This window comes from Petrotoga sp. 9T1HF07.CasAA.8.2, assembly GCF_002895585.1.
Classification (GTDB): domain Bacteria; phylum Thermotogota; class Thermotogae; order Petrotogales; family Petrotogaceae; genus Petrotoga; species Petrotoga mobilis.
Genome location: NZ_AZRI01000036.1, coordinates 132,962 through 155,729 on the forward strand (window position 1 = coordinate 132,962; position 22,768 = coordinate 155,729).

The following is a 22,768-nucleotide window of genomic DNA, read 5'->3' on the forward strand; positions in this document are numbered from 1 at the left end:
ATTCTTCCTCCTAATTTTGAGAAGTTTTCATCAAAGTTCAAAGTATTATACAATGAAAGAGAGGGAATTTGGTTAATTAAACGTCAATTTTTGTTTTTATAGTGTAAACATTTTTCATAACTCAACTTTTTATTTGTATAATATTTTTTTGGAAATTCTAATTTATTTGTGATACAATATTTCGACTCGAAATAGTATTTAGAGGTGAAAGTATTGATTGGACAGTTCCTTTTGAAAGATATTCCAATGATTTATGGCAGTCAAAATGATATTTATTCTTTTATCGAAGAACAAATAGGAAAAGAGAAGCTTTGGATAGTTACTTTAAATGCGTTGATGTATATGGAATATTTAAAAGGTAACGATTATTCTAAAGCCATTAGTAAAGCATCTTTTTCTATTCCCGATGGAGTGGGGATTGTCAAATTACTCAAAAAGAAAGGAATTGAGACGGAAAGGTGTCCCGGTATAGATACAATGAAGTATTTGTTAGAATTGTCTCAAATAAGTAATTATAGAATATTTTTACTGGGATCACAAGAGGATGTGGTTAAACAAGCATCTCAAGTAATTGAGAAAGAATTCAAGGTAAATATAGTTGGTTATCACCATGGATATTTTGATGCAAATGCTGAAGGAGAGGTAGTTCGAAAAATTAACGATAGTAAAGCGGATCTTCTTTTTGTAGGGATGGGAATTCCAAAACAGGAATCCTTTATTTTTCGAAACTATGAAACGTTACAAGCTAAGCTTATGATGGGGGTTGGTGGTAGCTTTGACGTATTTGCTGGAATAACAAAAAGGGCTCCTCTTTTCTTTCAAAAACTTGGATTAGAATGGTTGTATAGAATGTTTGAAGAGCCCCACCGATTCAAAAAATTACCCGATTTATTTAAATTTTATATGAATTTGTATAGAAATAAAGATTAATTATATAAATTCAACATTTAGACGTGAAATCTCTGAGGAAATATTCAGATAACAAGTGTAAGATGCCTCTGAGAAATTATCAGAAATATAAGTTCCATCTTCTCTTTGGTACATTCGTTCAAAATTTTTGAAGTTCAAATCTCCAACATGGTTCAATACTAAAGCGACATCCCCAGGCAATTTTATGTTTATCGCTGAAACTTCAGAGTCTACATCAACTGTGGTGTTATCCTTCTGAGAAGGTATCAAGGTGATTTTAGATGCGGTAGATTTGATTCTTACTTCTCTTGTTTTAATTTGTCTTAAATCAAAAAAAGCTACACTAACGTTCAGCTTCGCACGATAATTATAATTAATATTCTCATTTAAATATACAGTTATCTTTGCCCGTTCAGGTACTTTTACGTTGGATACTTTCAACTTGTTCAAAATATGGACTTTAGAAGAGTCATATTCTTGTTTAAAAGAATATATATCATTATCAATTACAGCTTTTACTTTTACAGGTGTCTCTATCTTAGAAGAGTCAATAGTTACAGAGCTCCAGTCTACATCTGTTGATAAATCAAGTGTGTCACCTATAAATTTAGGAGGAAGATTTTCAGATATGATTGATTTGTCAATCTTTAAGTGGGGCTTTCTAATATGGAACAGCCCTTTAAATCCAGCAGCAATAATATAAGATGCGATCATCAACAGAAACAGTTCCCAAAAATTTAGCGAGGTGGGGAACAACTCAAATGTGTCTATCATAAGTATTATTCCAAATATTAGACTTCCTAAAGTTCCTACGTTTCTTTTTTTGAAAAAGGTTAGCCCACCTGCAAGAAAAATCACCGCAAAAAAGAATTCTACCAGGTTGAAACTAACTAAGAATTCGTTGAAAATGACTGATAAAACAATTAAAATACCTAACGCGACTAATATAATTCTTCCTTGCATTATTATTCCCCCCTGTCCTTCAAAAATTTATCTGCTAACTCATCAGAGTAGCCCAACTCTTTTAAAAGTTCTATCGCAAAAGATCGAGAAATCTTTCTCTCTTTTAATAAGGACAAAATCTTTTTTTCTTCAATAGTTAAGAATTCATCGTCTTGCGAAACATCTTCACCTTTTTCTTCTTCCTGCCAATCTATGCTTTTCCCCTGAATTTCTACTCCTCTAATACTAATATCTCCTGTCAGCACATTAATTTTTAAAACTCTTTTCTTTGGCATAGTAGAAGAATCATTATTTTGAACTAAATCGACGTTTGATCTTATAGATGATGAAAATCTGTGTATTGGAGCTTCTAAATAAATTTTCTCTTTTCCTTGAACTATTAGATCTATGTCACCGGAAGCAGTGTTTACGGTACAGTAAAAATCTTTATCTAGGGAATCTACGGAGATATCACCGCTCGCTGATTTAAAATTTGCTACTTTCACGATTGAATTTTTTATTGAGACATCACCGGAAGCCATACTTAACTTAAGATTTTCAATTTTAGAGTTTTGAATTAGAACATCGCCACTAGCCATGCTAAAATCACCATATGATATGTTTAGGTTGTGAATTTCAAAATCTCCCGAAGCTCCTTTTAAAATTAATTCATCCATCTCACTGTTACTTAAGTCGATACTTACATCCCCAGACCCGGTATCCACCCTTAAAGATTTCAAAGTTTTAGTTTGATTAGATCCTCTAATATCCACATCTCCTGATCGAGTTTTGATCGTTAAATTGTATAAGTTGGTAGAATCCAAGTCTGTTTCTATATCAGCTGAGGATAAGTCTAACGATATATTGTTAACTTGATCTCCTATGTACAAATTAATAGGTACTTCATGGAACATTCTAGAGAAAGAAAAGAACTTTGATAAGAAATCACCTTTTTCATAATCTATATCGATTGATACACTTGTACGATCTGATCCCCAGCTAGTTTCTACGTTGATGTCTTGATCTGCGTATTCGAGATATGTTGTTTCACCGTGGCAAATTTTTATTCTTCCATGAAAGTTTCGTGCCTTTATTTTTATCACTTTTACAACATTCAAATCAATCTTTTGCATTAAAAATCACTCCTTTTTATTTTTTGTACTTTTTTAATAATTCTTTTGCTTCTTCAGGGGTAATTTCTCCTTTTTCAATTTTTTCAAGAATTTCAAGTGTTTTTTCTCTACTTTCAATGTTTTCAGACTCGTATCCCATCGCTGTGGCGACTTCTTCTAATCTTGCTTTTGCCGTAGGATAAGAGATTCCAAGCTCTTTTTGTAATTCCGATAAATTTCCTCTAACCTTGATAAAAATCTTCAAAAAATTTAATTGTTGGTTTGTTAATTGAGCAAATTCCTCTAATTCAAAGTTACCAGTTATTTCAGTTCCACATTCTTCACATCGATATTTTACGATATTTAACTTCCCTCCACAAACAGGGCATTTGGATAAGCGGTATTTAGGCATATTAGGACCTCCTATTATTATTTTTTATGTTTTTTATGATATTTTGATAGTCTTTCTCGTTATTTTGAAAAAATTATAACATAAAACTTTAAAATTGTCAACTTTTAATAAAAAATTTTTTATTTTCTAAATAAAAAAATTAAACTTAATGGTTTCTAATATAAATTTTAAAAAAAGGGATAGGTATTTGATATAATCGATGATATAATACTTATTAGAATAATCGGGATTCAAAGAAAAATTTCACTTCGAGGAGGTCCAATCGTGGCAATAGATTCACCAAGTTGGTTAAAAAGTTCTATAATTTATGAAGTTTTTGTTAGAAATTATGGAAATGCTGGAACCTTCAACGATATATATAACGATATTGAACGTATTAAGGCTTTGGGAGCAGATATACTTTGGTTTATGCCTTTTTATCCCATCGGAAAAGTTGGTAGAAAAGGTACACATGGAAGTCCCTATTCAATAAAAGATTACGAAGAAATATCGAAAGAAATTGGTAATAAGAGGGATTTTAAAAGATTAATAGACAAAGCACATGATAACGGATTAAAAATATTGATCGATATTGTTTTCAATCACACCGCTATTGATTCGAAGCTAGCTGAAACACATCCTGAATGGTTTATGAAAGATCAAAACGGAAAATTAACTAGAAAGGTAGAAGATTGGAACGACGTTTACGATTTGGATTATGATAATTTAGATTTATGGGATTATCTAATAAATGTTTTAGATGGTTGGATTGATCTTGGTGTAGATGCTTTTAGATGTGATGTCGCTTCGCTAGTGCCTTTAGAGTTTTGGAAAAAATCTAGAGAACTGTTGAATCAAAAAAAGGAAATTATCTGGTTGGCTGAAACACTTGACCCGAAATTTATTCATGATCTCAGAACTAAAGGGTACGATGTTCACTCGGACTCTGAGGTATATCAAGCTTTTGACCTTACATACGATTACGATGGCTTCTATTATCTAAGGAGCTATTTTTCTGGAGAGAAAGATTTGAAGCATTTTTTTGAACATGTTTTTTTGCAGGAAACTATATTCCCAAAAAATTCTCTTAAGTTGCGTTTTTTAGAAAATCATGATAATCCTAGAATAGCATCCGTTTTAGAGGGAAAAAATAAGATTAAAAATTGGACTGTTTTATATAATCTTTTGCCAGGGGCATCTTTAATATATGCAGGCCAAGAATTAATGATGGAAAAACTGCCTAACCTTTTTGAGAAAGATTCAATCAAATGGGACAAAGGTGATTATGAATTTTTAAGTTTTTTCAAAAAGATCATTAAATTGACTAAAGAGATTAAATCTACTTGTAATCAATTCTCTCTTTGCGAGTTATCTGAGGGTATAATAATGATAAAATGGAATGGAGAAGAGGAGGAATACATTACCATTTTGAATTTGGAAGATAGACACGGAAAAATACCAGTAGATTTTAATTTATATGGAACAGACCTTATAACGAATGAAACTGTTTCAATACAAAACTACTTTGTGATCAGCAAGTTACCTATGATTATAAAAGTCAGGTAAAACAGCTAATAATTCAAATAAACCTTTGATTGATTTAATGGAGGTAGATGAATGGGAATTTTTGAAAAGTTCAAAAATGGTTTAAGTAAGGCGAGAAACACCGTATTTAAAAATATCAAAACTATTTTTTCTGGTAAAGTTCTCGACGATGATGTTTTGGAAGAATTGGAAGAGATTTTAATAATGTCTGATATGGGTGTTGAAGTTTCTCATAAAATTTTGGAAGAGTTAAAAAGTAGGTATAAAAGTAATAATTCTCACAATGACCCGCTATTATTATTGAGGGATATTCTAGTGGAAAATTTACAGAAAGACGAAGTAGTTAGTGATTTTCAACAAAAACCCTATGTAATACTCATTGTTGGAGTAAACGGTAGCGGTAAAACGACAACTGCTGCTAAATTAGCAAAGATGTATTCTAAACAAGGTAAAGAAGTTGTTTTAGCTGCTGCAGACACATTTAGGGCAGCAGCAATCGAACAACTCAAAGAGTGGGGTAATAGGTTAAATACCACCGTGATAGCTCACCAAAAAGGTTCAGATGCCGCCGCTGTTGTGTATGACGCAATAACACATGCAAAGTCAAGAGGCAAAGATGTCGTGTTAGTGGACACCGCTGGGCGTTTACATACAAAAAGCAATTTAATGGATGAATTGAAAAAAATAAGGCGTGTGGTTGAAAGAGAAGTCCCAGGAGCTCCGCATGAAACTCTGTTAGTTCTAGATGGAACGACTGGTCAAAACGGGATTTCACAGGCTAAGGCTTTTAAGGAGGCTATAGACATAACGGGTATAGTCGTAACTAAATTAGATGGAACCGCCAAAGGGGGAATAGCTTTTGCTATAAACCATGAACTCAATATCCCAATAAAATTGGTGGGATTTGGAGAAAAAGAAGACGATTTACAAATTTTCGATCCGGTTTCTTATTGCAATGCTTTATTAGGGGTTGACGAAGTAATATGAAAGATTTTATTAGAGATTTTGCAGTCTGCCCAATATGTCAAAAAGAATTTTCTTTTGATAAAGTGGCCTCTACATCTATAAAGGTAAGTTCTTACGATCTCGATTTAAAACCTGAATATAGAGATGTTAATGTATCTCTGTATTCTTTGATTACCTGTCCCAATTGTAACTTTACTTTTCAAGAAAAAGATAAAGATTATATATATGAGTACTTAAATTCTCAAAATATTGAACAGGTTAAGTTGTTTTTGAGTAAGATAAATAAATTATCTCTTCCTGAAGTAGATAATTCTTCTTCAAAGTCTCACGAGTTTTATGCAACTCAACTTATGATAGCAGCCAATATTTACGCAATTTTGGGACTACCCAGTGAAGTAGTAAAAATTTTAATAAAATTCGCTTGGTATTATCGTGAACAAAATGAAGAAGAAAAGGAGTTAGGAATACTTTACTATTGTGGAAAGATAATTGAAAAGAACTATGAAACATTTTCAGAAGAAGATTATATATTTTCTTTGTTCTATCTGGGATATATAAACTATAGATTAAATAATAGAAAAGAAGCGGCGAATTTGTTTGATTATTTGGTGAAAAATTATAATAATCCTACAAATCCGTATTTAAAAGCTGCGAAATTTCTAAGGGGTGAATTAAAGTGAGGAAATTTTTTGGGATTTTTCTAATAGGTTTGGTATTTTTTCTATCGGGATGTACGGTTTTTCAACCTGCCTCTCAAGAAATTACTTTGCCAAGCGAAGACTTAGTGGCAATTCAAAATCAGTTGGATACTTTAAACGAGCGTTTAACTCAAATGGAAGAAAAATTTAATACTTTATCTGACGAAATTTATCAAATTTCAAAGAATAACAGTTATGCTTTTGATATGACAAAAAGCTTAAAAGATCAGTACACCAATATCGATAGCAGAGTGGTAACCTTGGAAAATTATCTATACGAAGGGCGAAGCTCTGAATCTATTGATAAACTTTTAGATTTGGATCAAAGAGTTCAAAGCTTAGAGAATCAAATTAACAATCTCTCTCTACAAAAGGTAAATAATTTTACAAACACTGATTTGGATCAAAGAGTATCTCAATTGGAAATTCAGATTTCAGAATTACAAAATGTTGTGAATAATATTCCTAAGAATGACCAAACAATCCTCTTAGATACGGTGAGTTCACTAACGGAAAAGGTTAATAATTTGGAGAAAAGTTTTCAAAACTCTGAATTTTACTTTTTGGAAAATGGAAATATAAAAGAACTTGTGCAACAAGAGGTAGATAAACTCAATTTAGAAAAATATGTTGAAAATATAGTTGATTATAAAACTGAAGAGACCGTTTCAAAATTTTATTATCAAAATCAGAGCGAAGATATACTGAATATTAAATCTTTAGAAAATACAGTTGCTTCTTTAGATAAGGAAGTTGAAAATTTAAAATATGACCTTCAGAAGGTTATTACTCAACCATCAAATTCATTAAACGAAAAATATCTGGGTCAAATACAAAATATTGAATTGAAGATAGATGAACTTTATAGATCTGTGGGGGATGCAGAAGTAAGTTATTTGTTTGAGAATTCAAACGAAGTAAGGTATCAAGTGAAATCAGGGGATACTCTAATTAGTATTTCAAACGCATTTAAATTAGGAAATAATGGTGTTCAAATTATACTGCAAGCCAACAATTTACAATCCACAAATATTAAAGTAGGACAAGAATTAATCATACCAGTGAACAATATTGAAGAGTATATTAGATGGCCATTTTCTAAAACATCACTCTCCGAGTATGAAAAAATTGTTGTACGTTTTGGAGAAAGGAATGCTGCAGGAATTTCTAGTGGGATAGGAGTTTTGGTTCAAACCGAACAAGTTTATCCAGTTCTACCTGGTAGGGTAATTGAGACCGGAAAGTTAGCAAATAACAATTGGTATATAAAAATCGATCACGGAAATGCTATTATAAGCGTCATAGGGAATATAAAAACACCATATGTTGATGAAGGTAAATGGGTTGATTCTAATACTTCGTTAGGAATTGCTAACGCAGGGAGTATTGTAACAGTTGAATTGTGGAAGAATGGTGAACCTAGAGACCCATTGAAACTTTTCTACGACATGATTGGAGAATTCCAGGCAACGTACTACACAGAATGGGATGACAAACTTGTCTATTCTCCAACTTTTAGGCTAACAAAGTCTGGAGAAAAACCAACATCGTATAAAACAATTGCAGCAGATCCTGATGTCTTGCCTTTAGGAACCATAGTTTATATACCTGAATTATCGGATCTTCCCAATAACGGTTATTTTGAGGTTCAAGATACGGGAGCTAAGGTATTGGGTAATAAAATTGATATATATGTAAACGATGTGAGATTAGCTAATAATAGTTTACAGAATCTAACTATATATGTAGTTGGTAGAAAATCAAATGTATAAGAATTATAAAGTTAGTAAATCTATTCGAAGCTTATCTAAAGGGTGTTAATTAATTGAGGAAACGTTTATCTTAAAAGGAGGAATTAAATATGTCTCTTACTGTTAAAAGCAGTTATGCTTTAAGAGCTTTGTTTGAATTAGCTGTATTAGCCGAAGATGAAGGAAAAGAGAAAGTACCTATCAGCGAATTATCAGAAAGGCAAAACATACCAAAAGATTTTCTTGAAAAGATATTTATAGAATTACGTGATGCGGGAATAGTTAAATCTGTTAGAGGTAAATTTGGAGGATATGCTTTGGCTAAAAATCCAAAAGATTTACGTTTGAGTGAAATTATTCAAGTCTTAGATAAACCACTTCAATCTTTTGATTGTATTGTTGGCGAATGTTCGTTGGAAATAGAGTGTGCCGTTGAATTTGTATGGAAAAGGGTTAATAATTCTATTATGTTAGAGCTGAGTAAAATGACTTTGCAAGATATAATCGATTACGGAAGAAAAATTGCCAAGATCAAGATCGCTGAAAATGAAGGAGGTAGATTAAAAAAATTAAATGTCTAACAAAAAAGTATTAATGCTTATGAGTGGTGGGGTAGACAGCTCTGTCGCTGCCTATCTTTTGAAAGAACAAAATTATCACGTTATAGGGCTTCATTTCAAAACTGTAAGCGATGTTGTTTTCTCATTGATCCCAGAAAAAAAGAAGGTTTGTTGTAGCCCTTCAGATACACAAGATGCACTAAAAATTGCTGATAAGTTAGATCTTGATGATTTTCAGATTGTTGATATAAAAAAGGAATTTAAAGAAAAAATAATCGATTATTTCATAAAAACATATAAAGAAGGTAAAACGCCAAACCCTTGCATGTTATGCAACAGGTTTTTTAAATTTGGGAAGGCTTTAGAAATTGCACATAGCTATGGCGCAGATTGGGTTTCCAGCGGTCATTATTTAATAAAAGAGTATTCTAACAAGTATTCTACCTATATTATTAAAAAAGGTGTTGATCAATACAAAGATCAATCATATTTTTTATCTTATATAGACAAAAATACTCTTCCCAAATTGCACTTTCCATTGGGAAATATGTATAAAGTTGAAATCAGGGATATAGCCAACAAAATAGGCTTAAGTGTGGCAAATAAACCTGACAGTCAAGAGTTGTGTTTTATTCCTGATAATGATTATAGAAGATTTCTAAAAGAAAATGGAGTTACTACAGAAGAAGGAAAAGTTTACGATTTAGAAGGAAACGAAATAGGAACACACACAGGATACATGAATTACACTATTGGTCAGCGTTCTGGAATAAGCTACTATAAAAACGCAAATGTAAAACTGCATGTTTATAAAATATTTCCTCAAAAGAATGTTCTCATAGTTGCTCCTACTGAAGAAATGTATTCTAAAGAACTAATTGTACAAAATGTCAACTTTTTTGTAGATTTCAAAGAAATAGAAGGCTTTTGTAGAGTTCGCAAAAAAAGTGAGGAAAAGCCCGCAGTTGTTAAAAAAATTGCAGATCATACTTTAAAAGTAAGTTTTAAAGAGCCTATATTTGCCGTTACTCCTGGACAATTTGCAACAATTTATGATGAAAGCGGTGTTGTTTTGGCTTCCGGTGTAATCAATATTAAAGAAATGGAGGAAGTTTGATAATGGGAATTAGGGACGCAGCTTATCCAGGAAGTTTCGATCCAATAACCTTTGGACACGTTAATATAGTGAAAAGATCTATTGAAAGATTTGACAATCTGTATGTTGTTGTTGTGAATAATCCGAACAAAAAGTATTTGTTTTCTCTCCAAGAAAGGATTGAAATGGTAAAAAAAGATTTAGAGGATATACCAAATGTTATTGTTGAATCTTTTGACGGTCTGTTGGTAAATTACCTAAAAGAGAAAAAAATTTATAATTTAATAAGAGGCTTAAGAGCGGTCAGTGATTACGAGTATGAACTTCAAATGGCAAACGCGAATCATATGCTTTTTCCTCAGTTAGAAATTTTTTTTCTCATGGCTGATACTGATTTCTCTTATATTTCTTCATCTATGATAAAAGAAATTGCATCTTACAACGGAGATGTTAGTAAGTGGGTTTCTAAGTTCGTCGAATTGAAGTTAAAAGAAAAACTATTAAAAAAATAGTAATAAAACAATAATTTTCTTATTTTAATATTCAATTAATTGTGTTAAAATAAATTAGTTTTAGCCAACGGTTGAGATTTCAAATACTCAAATTTATTAAACATTAATAATAAGCATTAGGAGGTATTATAAGTGGACGTATCAATTGAAAAGATAAAGAATCTTAGAGCTTCAACAGGGGCAGGAATGTTAGATTGTAAAAATGCTTTGGAAGAGGCTGATGGAGATATAGATAAAGCCGTAGAAATCCTGAGAAAGAAAGGTGCCATAAAAGCTGCTAAAAAAGCTGGAAGAGTCACCAACGAAGGTATCGTGTACTCTTATATTCATCATAATGAAAAGATAGGTGTTCTTTTATTATTAGGTTGTGAAACAGATTTTGTGGCTAGGACTGATGATTTCCACGATTTAGCTAAGAAGATTTCACTACAAATTGCTTCGATGAATCCAAAGTGGATTTCAAGGGAAGATGTACCTCAAGAAATTATCGATAAAGAAAAGGAAATTTACCTTGAAGAGTTAAAAAATTCCAACAAGCCTGACAATATTAAAGAACAAATTGTAGAAAATAAATTAGGAAAATTCTACAGTGAAAATTGTCTTCTTGAACAGGAATATGTTTTTGGAGAAGGGGAAAGCATCAAAGACATTATTAATTCTATGATTGCTAAGGTAGGAGAAAATATAACAGTGGATAAATTTGCAAGATTTGCAATCGGTGAATGATAAAAAGGTGGAGTCTTCCGCCTTTTTGCTTTATTTATGGAGTATAAAATTTTTCTTTCAACTATAAGGCTGCATGCTCTTATTTAAAAGGAGGCCCTATGTACAAAAGAGTACTATTAAAATTAAGTGGGGAAGCTTTGAGTGGTGAAAGTGAAAAAGGATTTTCTGAACAAATGTTAACATATCTGGTGAACGAGATCAAGAAAATCCACAGTTTAAATATAAAATTGGGTATAGTTACAGGAGCTGGCAATATTTTTAGGGGGAAAGAGCTGAAAGATTTCCAAATTCAAATGGCAGATCAATTAGGGATGTTGGGCACCGTCATTAATTCACTCTATCTTAAAAATCTCTTCGAAAAGAATGGTTTGAAAAGTATTATAGTTTCCCCAATTGTTAATTTACCCTCTGTATTGCCACTTAAATACGATTTTATTGAACAATATTTTGAAGCTGGTTATATTGTCTTATTTGGTGGAGGAACATCAAACCCTTTGTTCACTACTGATACCGCTGCCGCATTGAGGGCGATAGAAATGAATGCAGATATACTTGTAAAAGCTACCAAGGTTGATGGGATATACGATAAAGATCCAAAATTATTCGAAGATGCCAAAAAATACAATAATATAACGTATGAACAAGCGATTAAAGAGCAAATAAAAGTTATGGATACAGAGGCTTTTTCAATATGTGAAAAAAATAATCTTTCAATATTGATTATCAATTTTTTCAAAGAAGGAAGCTTGCTTAAAGCTGTTGAAGGAGAGAATATAGGTACAAAAGTCGATCACTAACAAATTCTTCTTCAAGCATGAGTTCTATTCGAGGTTTCACGAAATATTAAATAATAAATTTCTGGAGGTGTTATTTAAATGGAAAAGTTTTACGATGAAATAGTATCAGTAAAAGCAAGAGAGGTATTGGATTCGAGGGGAAATCCAACCGTTGAAGCAGAGGTAACTTTATCTACAGGTGTAACTGGTTCAGCTATTGTTCCTTCAGGTGCTTCAACAGGTAAATTTGAGGCTTTAGAATTAAGAGATGGTAATAAAGATTATTACATGGGAAAAGGTGTTACTAAAGCCGTGAACAACGTAAACAACATTATTGAGCAAGAGGTTGTTGGATTGAATGCCTTTGATCAAGTAAACGTTGATAGAGTGATGCTGGATTTAGACGGAACAGAAAACAAAGAAAATCTTGGCGCTAATGCAATATTAGCTGTTTCTATGGCAGTGGCAAGAGCTGCAGCTAACTCCTTGGGACTACCTCTTTATAAGTATTTAGGAGGCGTGAACGCCAAAGTTTTGCCCGTACCAATGATGAATATAATAAACGGGGGACAACACGCCGATAATAATCTCGATATTCAAGAGTTCATGATTATGCCTGCTGGATTTAATTCATTTAAAGACGCCTTGAGGGCAGGGGCTGAAGTCTTCCACAATTTAAAAAATATTTTGAAAAAAGAAGGGCACATAACTTCTGTTGGAGATGAAGGTGGTTTCGCTCCGAATTTAAATTCCAATGAAGAAGCTATAAAATACATAATTAGAGCCATACAAGCTGCTGGTTACGAACCTGGTAAACAAATTTTTATCGCCATGGATGCCGCAGCTTCAGAGTTTTACAATGAAGAAACAAAGAAATACTCTGTTGATGGAAAAGAAATGAGTGCTGCTGAATTAGCCGAATATTATATATCGTTGATTGATAAATATCCTATTAAATCATTAGAAGATCCTTTCGATCAAGATGACTGGGAAGGTTACTCTGAGTTCACCGCAAAAGTGGGAGACAGGGTACAAATAGTTGGTGATGACTTATACGTTACTAATGTTAAAAGATTGCAAAAAGGTATAGATTTAAAGGCTACAAACTCTATTTTGATCAAATTGAATCAAATAGGGAGTGTAACCGAGACTCTAGACGCCATTGAATTAGCCTATAAAAATAATATGACCGCCGTTGTATCTCATCGCTCAGGAGAAACGGAAGATTCTTTTATTGCCGATTTGGTAGTAGCTGTAAATGCAGGTTTTATCAAGACTGGCTCACTTTCTAGAACCGATAGAATAGCGAAATATAATCAATTGTTAAGAATCGAAGACGAGCTTGGTTCAACTGCACAATATAGAGGCTTGAATGCTTTTTATTCAATTAAAAAGTAATAAATATTCAATTAACTAAAAAAAACCGGTGATTTATTATTTCACCGGTTTTTTTAATAGATATATTTGTTATAATACTTGAACGAAATTAATTTTATCATACAAAATCAATCCTTTTCACTAGATAATCTTTTTCCTCCAATTTTTCTATGAGATACTGGGTTTTCAATTTAAAATACGCAGAGTTATTCTCCAATTCAAAACTTATATAAATTTCCTTCTCAAAACTTTGTATATTTGCATCTATAACCCCAAAGTTATTAGTCAAAAGAATTAAATTCAACTTTTGGTTCATTGCCTCTTGCTGGTAATTTTTTGAATTGTTTTGATATTCTCTATCAATTGCTAAAAATATAGGCATCCCAAAGATAGAAAAAAACATCAGTGGTGTTTTTATTTCTAAGCTAAGATTTTTAATAGTTAGGTAAGAATTTAATGTTTTATCCACTATGTTATGTTTTATAGAAGTTTTGGATTCATATTTATTAAGTAGACTATTCTTATCTTCTTCCTGCAAGGTTAATAATTCTTTCATTAATCTTATCTCATTCTTAGAGAAAAAATCTAAATTATCCTTTTTAGAAATATAGGCTCTTATCATATCAACAATTTTGACCGCAGAGTGAGAAGGTGATAAAACGGAGTTTAAGTTATCTTTAAAAGATTTTAGAAGTGAATTTACTATTTTTTCGGTTAGTTTTTTAAAAGAAGTAAACTCGTGGGGTTCTAAATTATCAAATTTTAATTTTTTTAATTGTTCGTTTAAAGTTCGAGAAAACTCTGCGAGCCATACCGACGCTTTAATATTTTGGGTTTCAGTGAAGTTAGGAGATTTAAGGTTAACGGCATCAATATTTTTAAAGTTTGGAAATTTCAAACTTAATTTTATGCTGTCTTTTGATGCCTCCCCCAAATATTTCATCTTAATTGGAGCATCCATATTATGTGTTTTATCTTGAAAATTTAAATTTACCCTAACACCTGTTTGAAAATTTTGAGTGCTTTGATTTTCTAGAAGGAAAAGAAAATTTCTAACTCCAACTACAACTAAATTATTCTTAGAATAGAGAACTGTTCCTACGAATCTATTAATATTATTTTTTTTAGCGTAATCGTATAAAAAGGAATTATTTTGAGAAAGGATTAAACTCAACAAATTGTCATACATTTTATTACCCTACTCTTCAAGATCATCAAACAAACCCATTTCCAAAGATTTTTTAACAGATTTATACCGTTTGATTTTTGAAGTAACCAACTTCTCCGAAGTAAGCAATTTCTCTTTCATCATTATGTATCTAACTTTATTGGGGGCAGTGAAGTACCAGTTGTTAAAAGACGAAGAATATTCAGGCACGTTTATTTTGTATTTTGTTCCAATTACCGCTCTTGACTCTATTTTTTCTATAGCTTTAATTTTTTTAAAATAAGTAATTGCATTTTGTGTTCTTCCAATGCTAATGTTCAAATTTGAAGCTATTTCACGCACACTGGTATGGGTAACTGTATGATCGTATCCAAGTCCGTAGCTCATGTTGTACAAGTATAAATATACCTTTGCAAAAGACGACGGGGTTAGTTGCAAAATATACATAAGTACCTTTTCTGGTATTTGAATAAAAGGTCTTACAGGTCGATATTCAAACAAATTTACGTTAGTATCTTTTTCCCCTCTCGTTCTAGGCATTAGCTTTTTTCCTCCCATTCTTCTTTACCTATAATTTCCGCGTTTTCTAAGGTGTATTCTTTTAATTTATAATTCCTATCGAAAGTGGCAGAAAGGTGTATTCTGTTAAAACATTTTGAGCCAATATATTCTTTATTTATTTTGTACTCCCCTGTATCGTAATCCGTAATAAAATCGTAGCCTTTTCTAAGATAACTTCTAAATTTCTCTCCACATTTTGAACATTTGAAATATATAACTAATGCATTTTTTTCATCGTAAAAAACATTGTTATTAGAGGTTTTTGAATTATCTGACTTATTTCTTTTAAAAAAGTTAAACATTACGACTGTCCTCCTTTTCGAACAATTAAATTATTTTTAAAACTGTACAATTACTTCTCAATCTATATTGAGATTATATCATAATTTATACGTTAAGTTAAATATATCAGATTATGGGGAATTATAAAAAAATAACAGGAAGTAAAAACGATTAAACCCATTAATCTATAAAAAACTTTACTTGCGAATAAAGCAAAACTAAAGTATAATTAAAGTTAATGTTTAAGTAAAAATCCTATTCATTTTCAAAGGGGTGATTATTAATGGGAGATAGCACAGAAAAGACTACGGAAGAAGAAAAAGGAACAGAAGTTTTATACAAACTTGAAGACAAACCTCCGTTTTATGCAACGGTTGTTCTGAGTATTCAGCACATGTTAGCTATGTTCGTTGGTATCATTACTCCACCTTTGATAATCGCGGGGGTAGTGGGCTTGGATCCTCTAGAAACGGGATATTTCGTCAGCATGGCTTTGATTATTTCCGGGGTAACTACTTTTTTTCAAGTAAAACAATTAGGACCTTTTGGTAGCGGTCTATTAGCAGTACAAGGGACAAGTTTTACATTTGTTCCTATGGCGATTGTCGCTGCAAACTTAGGGGGGTTACCTTTAGTCTTAGGTATGGCACTTATTACGTCCCCGGTTGAGATGATTTTGAGTCGGTTTTTAGCTCAAACTCGCAAGATATTCCCTCCTGTAGTTTCTGGTACAGTTGTAATGTTAATAGGTTTAGGGTTGATAGAAACAGCCATAACCGACATTGGTGGAGGAGTTGGAGCTATTGATTTTGGGAATGTGCAAAATTTAGCCATAGCTTTGTTCGTATTAATAATCATAGTGATTGCAAATATATATGGCAAAGGCATCATAAAAGCTGGGGCGGTGGCTATTGGTTTAGTTGCAGGATATCTGGTTGCAATACCGTTGGGTATGGTGGATTTTGCTCCGATTGTAGAAGCTGGATGGGTAACAGTCCCTATCCCATTTAAATATGGGCTATCATTTAATTGGGCACTTATCATTCCTTGGATTTTAGCATATATTATTACTACAATTGAAACAGTAGGTGATTTGACAGCTATTGCTGAAGTTAGTGGCGAACCAATTGAAGGCAAAATTCACGATGAAAGATTAAAAAGAGGAGTTTTATTGGACGGTGTAGGGAGTGCTTTAGCAGCTGTTTTTAATACTCTTCCTAACACAACTTTCAGTCAAAATACTGGAGTTATTCAATTTAGTAAAATTTCTAGTCGAGTCGTTGGCTACGGTGTGGCAATTGTTTTGATACTATTAGGTGTCTTTCCTAAAATTGGTGCTTTAGTAAGCGTTATGCCTAAACCTGTTTTAGGAGGTGCTACTATAGCTCTCTTTGGAATGGTAGCGATGGCAGGTATGAAAATTGCAACAAAAGGTGGACTAAGCGATAAAAAAATGTTTATATTAGCTTTTTCTTTAGCTTTGGGATTGGGAGTTACATTTAGGCCCGACATAGTGAACCAATTACCAGAATGGATGGCTGTTGTCTTTTCTTCTAACATTACTGTTGGATTTTTAACCGCTTTTATTTTAAACCTTTTGATACCAGAACCAAAAAAGGAAAAGAATGGATATAAAGCCTAAGTTTACTTATTGCCACTTATGAATAAAGTTGATTATTCATGATTATTCCCGTTTATTGTTCTTTATAGACAACTAAAAAAGATTAATTTGATTTATCAATGAAAATCAAATTTTATTATTTGGTCAAAAAGATGTATAATAATAACTTAACGAAGAAAAAAGGCTTTGATCTTGAAAGTACATCACTGTGAAGCCTTTTTGATTCCAAGTATGAGAACATATCTAAAAAATATTTAAAAGACCTAGGAGGAATAAGATGATAGATTTTACTATGGACAAAGAGGTACTCGAAAAAGCAGTAGAAAGGGCTATAGAGAATAATATTATTATACCTACCTTTGCACAGATGCGAGATCCAGCTTTGATTCCTGATAAAATCAAACAACAGCTAAAAAATATAGGTTTATGGGATGTTAATTCATACAACTTATTTAGAATTACATGGAAAAACGAACCAGTTCCAAAAGGTGGTTTATATGGTGATGTAAATTACTTTGAGTTACCATCTGAATTAACGGGCGTTAAAGCTCGAATCGTGGCATTGGTAGGTAAATGGTTCCCAACCGGCTCCCACAAGGTTGGTGCCACCTTTGGGTGCCTTGTACCAAGGCTTGTAACCGGTCAATTTGATCCTACTACTCAAAAAGCCGTTTGGCCTTCAACAGGAAATTATTGTCGCGGAGGAGCTTATAACGCCCAGCTTTTAGGATGTGAATCCATAGCTATATTGCCTGAAGGTATGAGTAGAGAAAGATTCGAATGGTTATCAAAAGTTGCGGGGGAAGTAATAGGAACACCCGGAAGTGAGAGTAACGTAAAAGAGATATTCGATAAATGTAATGAATTAAAGTCTACTCACGACAATATTGTTATTTTCAACCAGTTTGATGAAATGGGCAATCGTTTGTGGCATTATGTAGTTACCGGGCCTGCTATGGAAGAGGTGCTGCAAAAAATTATGGGGGAAAAAGACAGATTGGCAGGAACCGTCCTCACTTCAGGATCTTCTGGAACGTTGGGTTCAGGAGAATATTTAAAATCTAAGTACCCAAATAGTAAATTAGCTGTCTCAGAGGCACTGCAGTGTCCCACTTTATTATACAACGGATTTGGTGCCCATCGAATTGAGGGCATAGGAGATAAACATGTGCCTTGGATTCATAACGTTAAAAATACCGATATGGTTATGGCAATAGATGACAATGATGCTATGAATTTAATAAGGCTTTTCAACGAACCTGAAGGGAAAGACTTTTTAAGAAAACAGGGAGTCTCTTCGTCGATAGTAAATAATTTATCTTTACTGGGAATCTCTTCTATTGCAAATGTTCTTTCTGCTATAAAATTTGCCAAATACTACGAATTAACAGATAAAGATGTTGTGATGACCGTATTCACTGATTCAATGGAATTATACGATTCTAGGCTTAAAGAGTTACAAGAGCAAAAAGGTAAATATTCTGAACAGCAGGCTGCTGTAGATTTTGAGAAGCATCTAATGGGGGTAAAAACAGACTTTATTCAGGAACTGAGTTATTATGATAAAAAAAGAATACACAATTTAAAATACTATACTTGGATAGAACAGCAGGGTAAAGAATTAGAAGAATTGAACGAGCAATGGTACAACGATGAAAAATATTGGGGTAATGCCTTTGAAATTGCAGACAAAATCGATCAATTAATAAATGAATTTAACAAAAAAACGGGATTATTAGGCTAAATTGGAGGGGAGAAAACTGAAATATGTAAAAGATTTGGTTTGTATTTCTTGTGGGGAAAAATACGAAGCTTCACCAACACAATATCTTTGCCCAAAATGTGGAGAAAAAGGTATTTTAGATGTTGAATACGATTACGAAAAGATAAAAAAAGATTGGAATAAGCAAGATTTAAAAGCAAATCCTGATCCATCTATATGGAGATATTCACCACTCTTACCTATAGAACCTAACACCCCTAAACCCCCTTTGAAGATTGGAGGCACACCTTTATACAAAAGTGATGTTATGGCGAAACTGTTAGGTATAGAAACCCTTTACATTAAAGATGATGGTTTAAATCCAACAGGATCTTTGAAAGATAGGGCTTCAGCTATAGCTGTTGTAAAAGCACAAGAGGCAGGCATGAACATCGTTGCCTGCGCTTCTACTGGGAACGCTGCCTCTTCGTTGGCGGGGAACATAGCATCTATGGGAAATGAAATGAAGGCTGTTATTTTTGTTCCCTCGCGAGCCCCAATTGGAAAAGTTACTCAGCTATTGGTTTTTGGAGCTTTAGTTTTATCAGTAAAGGGGTCTTATGAAGAAACTTTTTATCTATCACAAGAAGCTATTGATAAGTGGGGCTGGTATAACAGAAACGCTGCGATAAACCCCTACTTAGTTGAAGGTAAAAAAACTTCTTCAATTGAAATCGCTGAACAATTAAATTGGGAAATGGTTGATTGGTTAGTTTACTCCGTGGGTGATGGCTGCACAATAGCAGGTGCTTGGAAAGGTATGTATGATTTAAAACAAATAGGATTCATCGATAAACTACCAAGGCTATTAGGGGTGCAATCTGAAGGCTGTGCGCCAATTACTCAGGCATTTAAAAGCGATACAGATCTTGTTCCAGTTCCCGAAAATACCATCGCTGATAGCATTGCTGTTGGAAAACCTCGAAATTATATAAAAGCTATTAAAGCAGTTAAAGATTCAAATGGTGATATGATCAATGTAACAGATGATGAAATACTAAATATGATAAAAATTTTAGGAAAGAATACTGGCATTTTTGGTGAACCTGCAGGAGTTGCAGGAGTGGCTGGTATAAAAAAAGCTGTTGAAAACGGCATAATCAAACCTTCTGAAAGTGTTGCGGTTGTTGTTACTGGGAACGGTCTGAAAGATATTAAAAATGCTGAAAAAGCAACGGGCGCTCCTTTGTCTTTAGATCCGAATTTAAATGAATTATCTCAACTATTAGAAAAATATAATTTTAAATAACTTATTAAATAGTTGAACGAGATTTATTTCTATCATAAAAAAAACAGCAATAAGCAAAAAAACTATCAGATAAAAGGGGGTTCATCAAAATATATGAATTACCAACAAATACTATCAAAAGCCGAGGAATACAAAAAAGACATGACCAGATTTCTTAGGGACATGATTGCTATTCCAAGTGAAAGTGGAAAAGAAAAAGAAGTTATTTTACGAATTAAAGAAGAGATGGAAAAAGTTGGTTTCGATCGAATAGAGATTGATCCTATGGGAAACATTCAAGGTTACATCGGCAATGGAAAACACTTAATAGCTATGGATGCTCATATAGACACAGTAGGTATTGGAGATATAAATTTATGGAATTACGATCCGTATAAAGGTTACGAAGACGATGAAATTATCGTTGGAAGAGGGGCAAGTGATCAAGAAGGTGGAATGGCTTCTATGGTTTATGGAGCCAAGATTATCAAAGATTTAGATTTATCTGATGATTATACCCTATTAATTACTGGAACAGTTCAGGAAGAAGATTGTGATGGACTCTGCTGGCAATATATCATCGAAGAGGATAAAATTAAACCAGAATTTGTAGTTATTACAGAACCAACTTCTTGCAATATATATAGAGGCCAACGCGGTCGGATGGAAATAAAAGTATCGACGCACGGTATTAGTTGTCATGGTTCAGCTCCTGAAAGAGGAGACAACGCTATATATAAAATGGCTGACATCATAAAAGAACTGCAAGTATTACACACTTGTTTAAAAAATGATGATTTCTTAGGAAAAGGCAGTTTGACAGTTTCTGAAATTTTCTTCTCTTCTCCTTCAAGGTGTGCGGTTGCAGATGGTTGTTCGATATCTATAGATAGAAGGTTGACTTGGGGAGAAAATTGGAATGATGCATTAAAGGAGATTAAAAATTTACCTTCATCTGCAAAATACAATGCCGATGTGGAACTTTACACTTATGAAAAGCCATCCTATACTGGATTAGTATATCCCACACAAGCGTATTTCCCTGCCTGGGTACTATCGGAAGATCATCCTGCTTGTCAAACTCTCATAGATGCATATCAAAACTTATTTGAAGAAAAACCATTGGTAGATAAATGGACTTTTTCCACCAACGGTGTTTCAATAATGGGAAGGTATGGTATACCGTGTATTGGATTCGGTCCGGGACATGAAGATCAAGCACACGCTCCCAACGAAAAAACTTGGAAAAGCGAGTTAGTGAAGGCTGCTGCAATGTATGCATGCATTCCTAAACTGTACGTTCAAAAATACTCGTAAAAGGAAGGATTGAAGTGTTAATAAAAAACGGTTTTGTTGTTACCACCACAAAAGCTGAAAAAAAGGACATTAGAATAGTAGGAGAGAAAATAAAAGAAATAGATGCTAACTTAGAACCTAATATAGATGAAGAGGTAATAGAGGCAAGTGGGAAGTATGTTTTCCCCGGTATTATAGATAGTCATACTCATTTTAGTTTACACGCCAGAGGTACCACAAGTATAGATGACTTCTATTGGGGAGGTAGATCAGCTGCTTTAGGTGGAGTAACCACACACATAGATTTTGCCGATATGGAAGCAGCTTCTTTAATGAAGGGATTAGAAAAAAGATTTGAAGAAACTATAGATTCCGTGATCGATTTTCATTTTCATATGGTTATTAACAACCATTTTGATCCACTTAAGCAAAATCATCAGCTTAAAGAGATCAAAGATTTTGGAATATCTAGTTTAAAAGCTTTCACCACCTACAGAGATATATATATGTTGTCTCCTGAGAAATGGGAACCTTTATTTAAAGCAGCTTCAGATAATGACTTAATAGTAGCTGTTCATGCTGAAGATAATGAAATTATTGAAAAAAATATTATCAAATTCCAGAAAGAGAACAAATTAGATGTTCAATACCATCCAGATATAAGGTCAAGTGAAGCTGAGCAAAAGGCTGTTAAAGAAATTTGTGAGATTGCTCATAAAGCTAACGCTTCGTTATACATCGTGCATCTTTCATCTGAAAAAGGCTATCAGGTTGTAAAAGATTACAAGAAATTAGAAGATTTTAAATTGTATGTCGAAACTACTCCTCATTACCTTTTATTAACTAGGGAATTATTAAAAGGCTCTAAAGCTAGACTTTATCTTATGACTCCTCCATTGAGGGAAAGAGAAGATAACGAAGCTTTGTGGGAAGGGGTAAAAAAAGGTTTTATAGACGTAATTGCCACAGATCACTGTGCATACGATGCAGAACAAAAATCAAAAGGTGAAAATTCGTTGGATGTATTTCCTGGTATTCCAGGAGTAGAAACACTTCTCCCATTGGTTTATACATATGGAGTAAATAAAGGTTTAATTTCTATTAACCGATTGGTTGAGCTGCTTTCCACCAATCCTGCAAAAATTTTTAAATTATATCCCCAAAAAGGAACAATAGCTGTAGATTCAGACGCTGATTTAGTTATTTTCGATCCAAATTTTAAGGAAGTATTAAATAGCTCTAACACCCATTCAAAGGCAGAATACACACCTTTTGAAGGATTTGAAGTAGATGGTCTCCCCGTTACAACCATTTTAAGGGGAAAAGTAATCGTAAAAGATAGAAATTTCCTAGGAGAAAAAGGTTTTGGAAGGTTTATAAAAGCTATATAATATAGGCACTTTAGAAATAAAAAGATATTCAAAAATAAGATTTTAATTTTAAAAGGGTTAAAGGGCGGAGCCCTCCCCCACCCAGCGGGGTGGGCTGC

General features: G+C 33.0%; 22 protein-coding genes. 16 read left to right on the forward strand and 6 right to left on the reverse strand.

The features are described 5' to 3' along the window. Positions 1-204: 204 nt before the first annotated feature. Positions 205-930, forward strand: coding sequence for a WecB/TagA/CpsF family glycosyltransferase (locus X925_RS08235; protein WP_369974001.1), 726 nt, complete (start codon positions 205-207; stop codon positions 928-930). On the opposite strand, the gene X925_RS08240 is transcribed toward X925_RS08235, so the two are convergent. From X925_RS08240 to X925_RS08250, 3 genes are read right to left on the reverse strand one after another with little or no spacing between them, the layout of a single operon-like run. Beyond that, on the reverse strand, positions 931-1,872 hold the full coding sequence (locus X925_RS08240; protein ID WP_121959658.1) for a hypothetical protein: 942 nt from the start codon (positions 1,870-1,872) through the stop codon (positions 931-933). Positions 1,873-1,874: 2 nt separating this feature from the next. Beyond that, positions 1,875-2,984 (reverse strand): DUF4097 family beta strand repeat-containing protein, encoded by a 1,110-nt coding sequence (locus X925_RS08245; protein ID WP_121959659.1) that lies wholly within the window; start codon positions 2,982-2,984, stop codon positions 1,875-1,877. 16 nt (positions 2,985-3,000) lie between these two features. Then, on the reverse strand, positions 3,001-3,375 hold the full coding sequence (locus X925_RS08250) for a DUF2089 domain-containing protein (protein WP_012209502.1): 375 nt from the start codon (positions 3,373-3,375) through the stop codon (positions 3,001-3,003). Between the two features lie 264 nt (positions 3,376-3,639). On the opposite strand from X925_RS08250, the gene X925_RS08255 reads away from it, so the two are divergent. The 10 genes from X925_RS08255 (at position 3,640) to eno (ending at position 13,382) form a co-directional block, all read left to right on the forward strand. Continuing rightward, entirely contained in the window at positions 3,640-4,920 is a 1,281-nt protein-coding gene (locus X925_RS08255; protein WP_121959660.1) for an alpha-amylase family glycosyl hydrolase, read from the forward strand. A 51-nt stretch (positions 4,921-4,971) separates the two neighbouring features. Continuing rightward, on the forward strand, positions 4,972-5,886 hold the full coding sequence (gene ftsY / locus X925_RS08260; protein WP_012209504.1) for a signal recognition particle-docking protein FtsY: 915 nt from the start codon (positions 4,972-4,974) through the stop codon (positions 5,884-5,886). Next, entirely contained in the window at positions 5,883-6,545 is a 663-nt protein-coding gene (locus X925_RS08265) for a DUF2225 domain-containing protein (RefSeq protein WP_012209505.1), read from the forward strand. Before ftsY ends, X925_RS08265 begins: the two co-directional genes overlap by 4 nt. Then, positions 6,542-8,335, forward strand: a complete 1,794-nt coding sequence (locus X925_RS08270; RefSeq protein WP_012209506.1) for a LysM peptidoglycan-binding domain-containing protein — start codon at positions 6,542-6,544, stop codon at positions 8,333-8,335. The genes X925_RS08265 and X925_RS08270 overlap by 4 nt, the downstream gene beginning before the upstream one ends. 89 nt (positions 8,336-8,424) lie before the next feature. After that, complete coding sequence (locus X925_RS08275; RefSeq protein WP_012209507.1) at positions 8,425-8,895, forward strand: Rrf2 family transcriptional regulator; 471 nt, start codon at positions 8,425-8,427, stop codon at positions 8,893-8,895. Continuing rightward, positions 8,888-9,991 carry a tRNA 2-thiouridine(34) synthase MnmA gene (gene mnmA, locus X925_RS08280; RefSeq protein WP_103065486.1) on the forward strand — a complete coding sequence of 368 codons (1,104 nt, stop codon included), beginning with the start codon at positions 8,888-8,890 and terminating at the stop codon, positions 9,989-9,991. The genes X925_RS08275 and mnmA overlap by 8 nt, the downstream gene beginning before the upstream one ends. Positions 9,992-9,993: 2 nt before the next feature. Beyond that, positions 9,994-10,482, forward strand: coding sequence for a pantetheine-phosphate adenylyltransferase (coaD, locus tag X925_RS08285; RefSeq protein ID WP_012209509.1), 489 nt, complete (start codon positions 9,994-9,996; stop codon positions 10,480-10,482). Between the two features lie 132 nt (positions 10,483-10,614). Further along, entirely contained in the window at positions 10,615-11,208 is a 594-nt protein-coding gene (tsf, locus tag X925_RS08290; protein ID WP_103065487.1) for a translation elongation factor Ts, read from the forward strand. Positions 11,209-11,306: 98 nt separating this feature from the next. Continuing rightward, positions 11,307-12,005 (forward strand): UMP kinase, encoded by a 699-nt coding sequence (gene pyrH, locus X925_RS08295; RefSeq protein WP_012209511.1) that lies wholly within the window; start codon positions 11,307-11,309, stop codon positions 12,003-12,005. 78 nt (positions 12,006-12,083) lie between these two features. Next, positions 12,084-13,382: a phosphopyruvate hydratase gene (gene eno / locus X925_RS08300; protein WP_121959661.1), complete on the forward strand. Its 1,299-nt coding sequence runs from the start codon at positions 12,084-12,086 to the stop codon at positions 13,380-13,382. A 97-nt stretch (positions 13,383-13,479) separates the two neighbouring features. Here the strand turns inward: eno and X925_RS08305 are convergent, their stop codons facing one another. Genes X925_RS08305 through X925_RS08315 form a run of 3 tightly spaced genes read right to left on the reverse strand, consistent with a single transcriptional unit; the run spans position 13,480 to position 15,392 of the window. Continuing rightward, on the reverse strand, positions 13,480-14,550 hold the full coding sequence (locus X925_RS08305) for a hypothetical protein (protein WP_103065488.1): 1,071 nt from the start codon (positions 14,548-14,550) through the stop codon (positions 13,480-13,482). A gap of 9 nt (positions 14,551-14,559) precedes the next feature. Then, entirely contained in the window at positions 14,560-15,069 is a 510-nt protein-coding gene (locus X925_RS08310) for a hypothetical protein (RefSeq protein WP_012209514.1), read from the reverse strand. Next, positions 15,069-15,392, reverse strand: coding sequence for a hypothetical protein (locus X925_RS08315; protein WP_012209515.1), 324 nt, complete (start codon positions 15,390-15,392; stop codon positions 15,069-15,071). The genes X925_RS08310 and X925_RS08315 overlap by 1 nt, the downstream gene beginning before the upstream one ends. 263 nt (positions 15,393-15,655) lie before the next feature. On the opposite strand from X925_RS08315, the gene X925_RS08320 reads away from it, so the two are divergent. The 5 genes from X925_RS08320 (at position 15,656) to hydA (ending at position 22,670) form a co-directional block, all read left to right on the forward strand. After that, a complete protein-coding gene (locus X925_RS08320) occupies positions 15,656-17,014 on the forward strand; it encodes a uracil-xanthine permease family protein (RefSeq protein WP_012209516.1) in 1,359 nt (452 codons plus the stop codon). Positions 17,015-17,270: 256 nt separating this feature from the next. After that, on the forward strand, positions 17,271-18,737 hold the full coding sequence (locus X925_RS08325) for a phosphoribosylaminoimidazolesuccinocarboxamide synthase (protein WP_012209517.1): 1,467 nt from the start codon (positions 17,271-17,273) through the stop codon (positions 18,735-18,737). A gap of 1 nt (position 18,738) precedes the next feature. Beyond that, the gene (locus X925_RS08330; RefSeq protein WP_121959662.1) at positions 18,739-20,004 is read left to right on the forward strand and encodes a threonine synthase; all 1,266 of its coding nucleotides are present in this window, start codon (positions 18,739-18,741) and stop codon (positions 20,002-20,004) included. 93 nt (positions 20,005-20,097) lie between these two features. Then, entirely contained in the window at positions 20,098-21,300 is a 1,203-nt protein-coding gene (locus tag X925_RS08335; protein WP_121959663.1) for a YgeY family selenium metabolism-linked hydrolase, read from the forward strand. Between the two features lie 14 nt (positions 21,301-21,314). Beyond that, positions 21,315-22,670, forward strand: coding sequence for a dihydropyrimidinase (hydA, locus tag X925_RS08340; RefSeq protein WP_121959664.1), 1,356 nt, complete (start codon positions 21,315-21,317; stop codon positions 22,668-22,670). Positions 22,671-22,768: the final 98 nt, after the last annotated feature.

Excerpts from the sequence above, each read along its gene's own strand:
- X925_RS08240 (WP_121959658.1), bottom strand. The coding sequence starts at position 1,872 with ATGCAAGGAAGAATTATATTAGTCGCGTTAGGTATTTTAATTGTTTTA.
- X925_RS08245 (WP_121959659.1), bottom strand. The coding sequence starts at position 2,984 with ATGCAAAAGATTGATTTGAATGTTGTAAAAGTGATAAAAATAAAGGCA.
- X925_RS08250 (WP_012209502.1), bottom strand. The coding sequence starts at position 3,375 with ATGCCTAAATACCGCTTATCCAAATGCCCTGTTTGTGGAGGGAAGTTA.
- ftsY (WP_012209504.1), top strand. The coding sequence starts at position 4,972 with ATGGGAATTTTTGAAAAGTTCAAAAATGGTTTAAGTAAGGCGAGAAAC.
- X925_RS08265 (WP_012209505.1), top strand. The coding sequence starts at position 5,883 with ATGAAAGATTTTATTAGAGATTTTGCAGTCTGCCCAATATGTCAAAAA.
- X925_RS08275 (WP_012209507.1), top strand. The coding sequence starts at position 8,425 with ATGTCTCTTACTGTTAAAAGCAGTTATGCTTTAAGAGCTTTGTTTGAA.
- mnmA (WP_103065486.1), top strand. The coding sequence starts at position 8,888 with ATGTCTAACAAAAAAGTATTAATGCTTATGAGTGGTGGGGTAGACAGC.
- coaD (WP_012209509.1), top strand. The coding sequence starts at position 9,994 with ATGGGAATTAGGGACGCAGCTTATCCAGGAAGTTTCGATCCAATAACC.
- pyrH (WP_012209511.1), top strand. The coding sequence starts at position 11,307 with ATGTACAAAAGAGTACTATTAAAATTAAGTGGGGAAGCTTTGAGTGGT.
- eno (WP_121959661.1), top strand. The coding sequence starts at position 12,084 with ATGGAAAAGTTTTACGATGAAATAGTATCAGTAAAAGCAAGAGAGGTA.
- X925_RS08305 (WP_103065488.1), bottom strand. The coding sequence starts at position 14,550 with ATGTATGACAATTTGTTGAGTTTAATCCTTTCTCAAAATAATTCCTTT.
- X925_RS08310 (WP_012209514.1), bottom strand. The coding sequence starts at position 15,069 with ATGCCTAGAACGAGAGGGGAAAAAGATACTAACGTAAATTTGTTTGAA.
- X925_RS08315 (WP_012209515.1), bottom strand. The coding sequence starts at position 15,392 with ATGTTTAACTTTTTTAAAAGAAATAAGTCAGATAATTCAAAAACCTCT.
- X925_RS08320 (WP_012209516.1), top strand. The coding sequence starts at position 15,656 with ATGGGAGATAGCACAGAAAAGACTACGGAAGAAGAAAAAGGAACAGAA.
- X925_RS08325 (WP_012209517.1), top strand. The coding sequence starts at position 17,271 with ATGATAGATTTTACTATGGACAAAGAGGTACTCGAAAAAGCAGTAGAA.
- X925_RS08335 (WP_121959663.1), top strand. The coding sequence starts at position 20,098 with ATGAATTACCAACAAATACTATCAAAAGCCGAGGAATACAAAAAAGAC.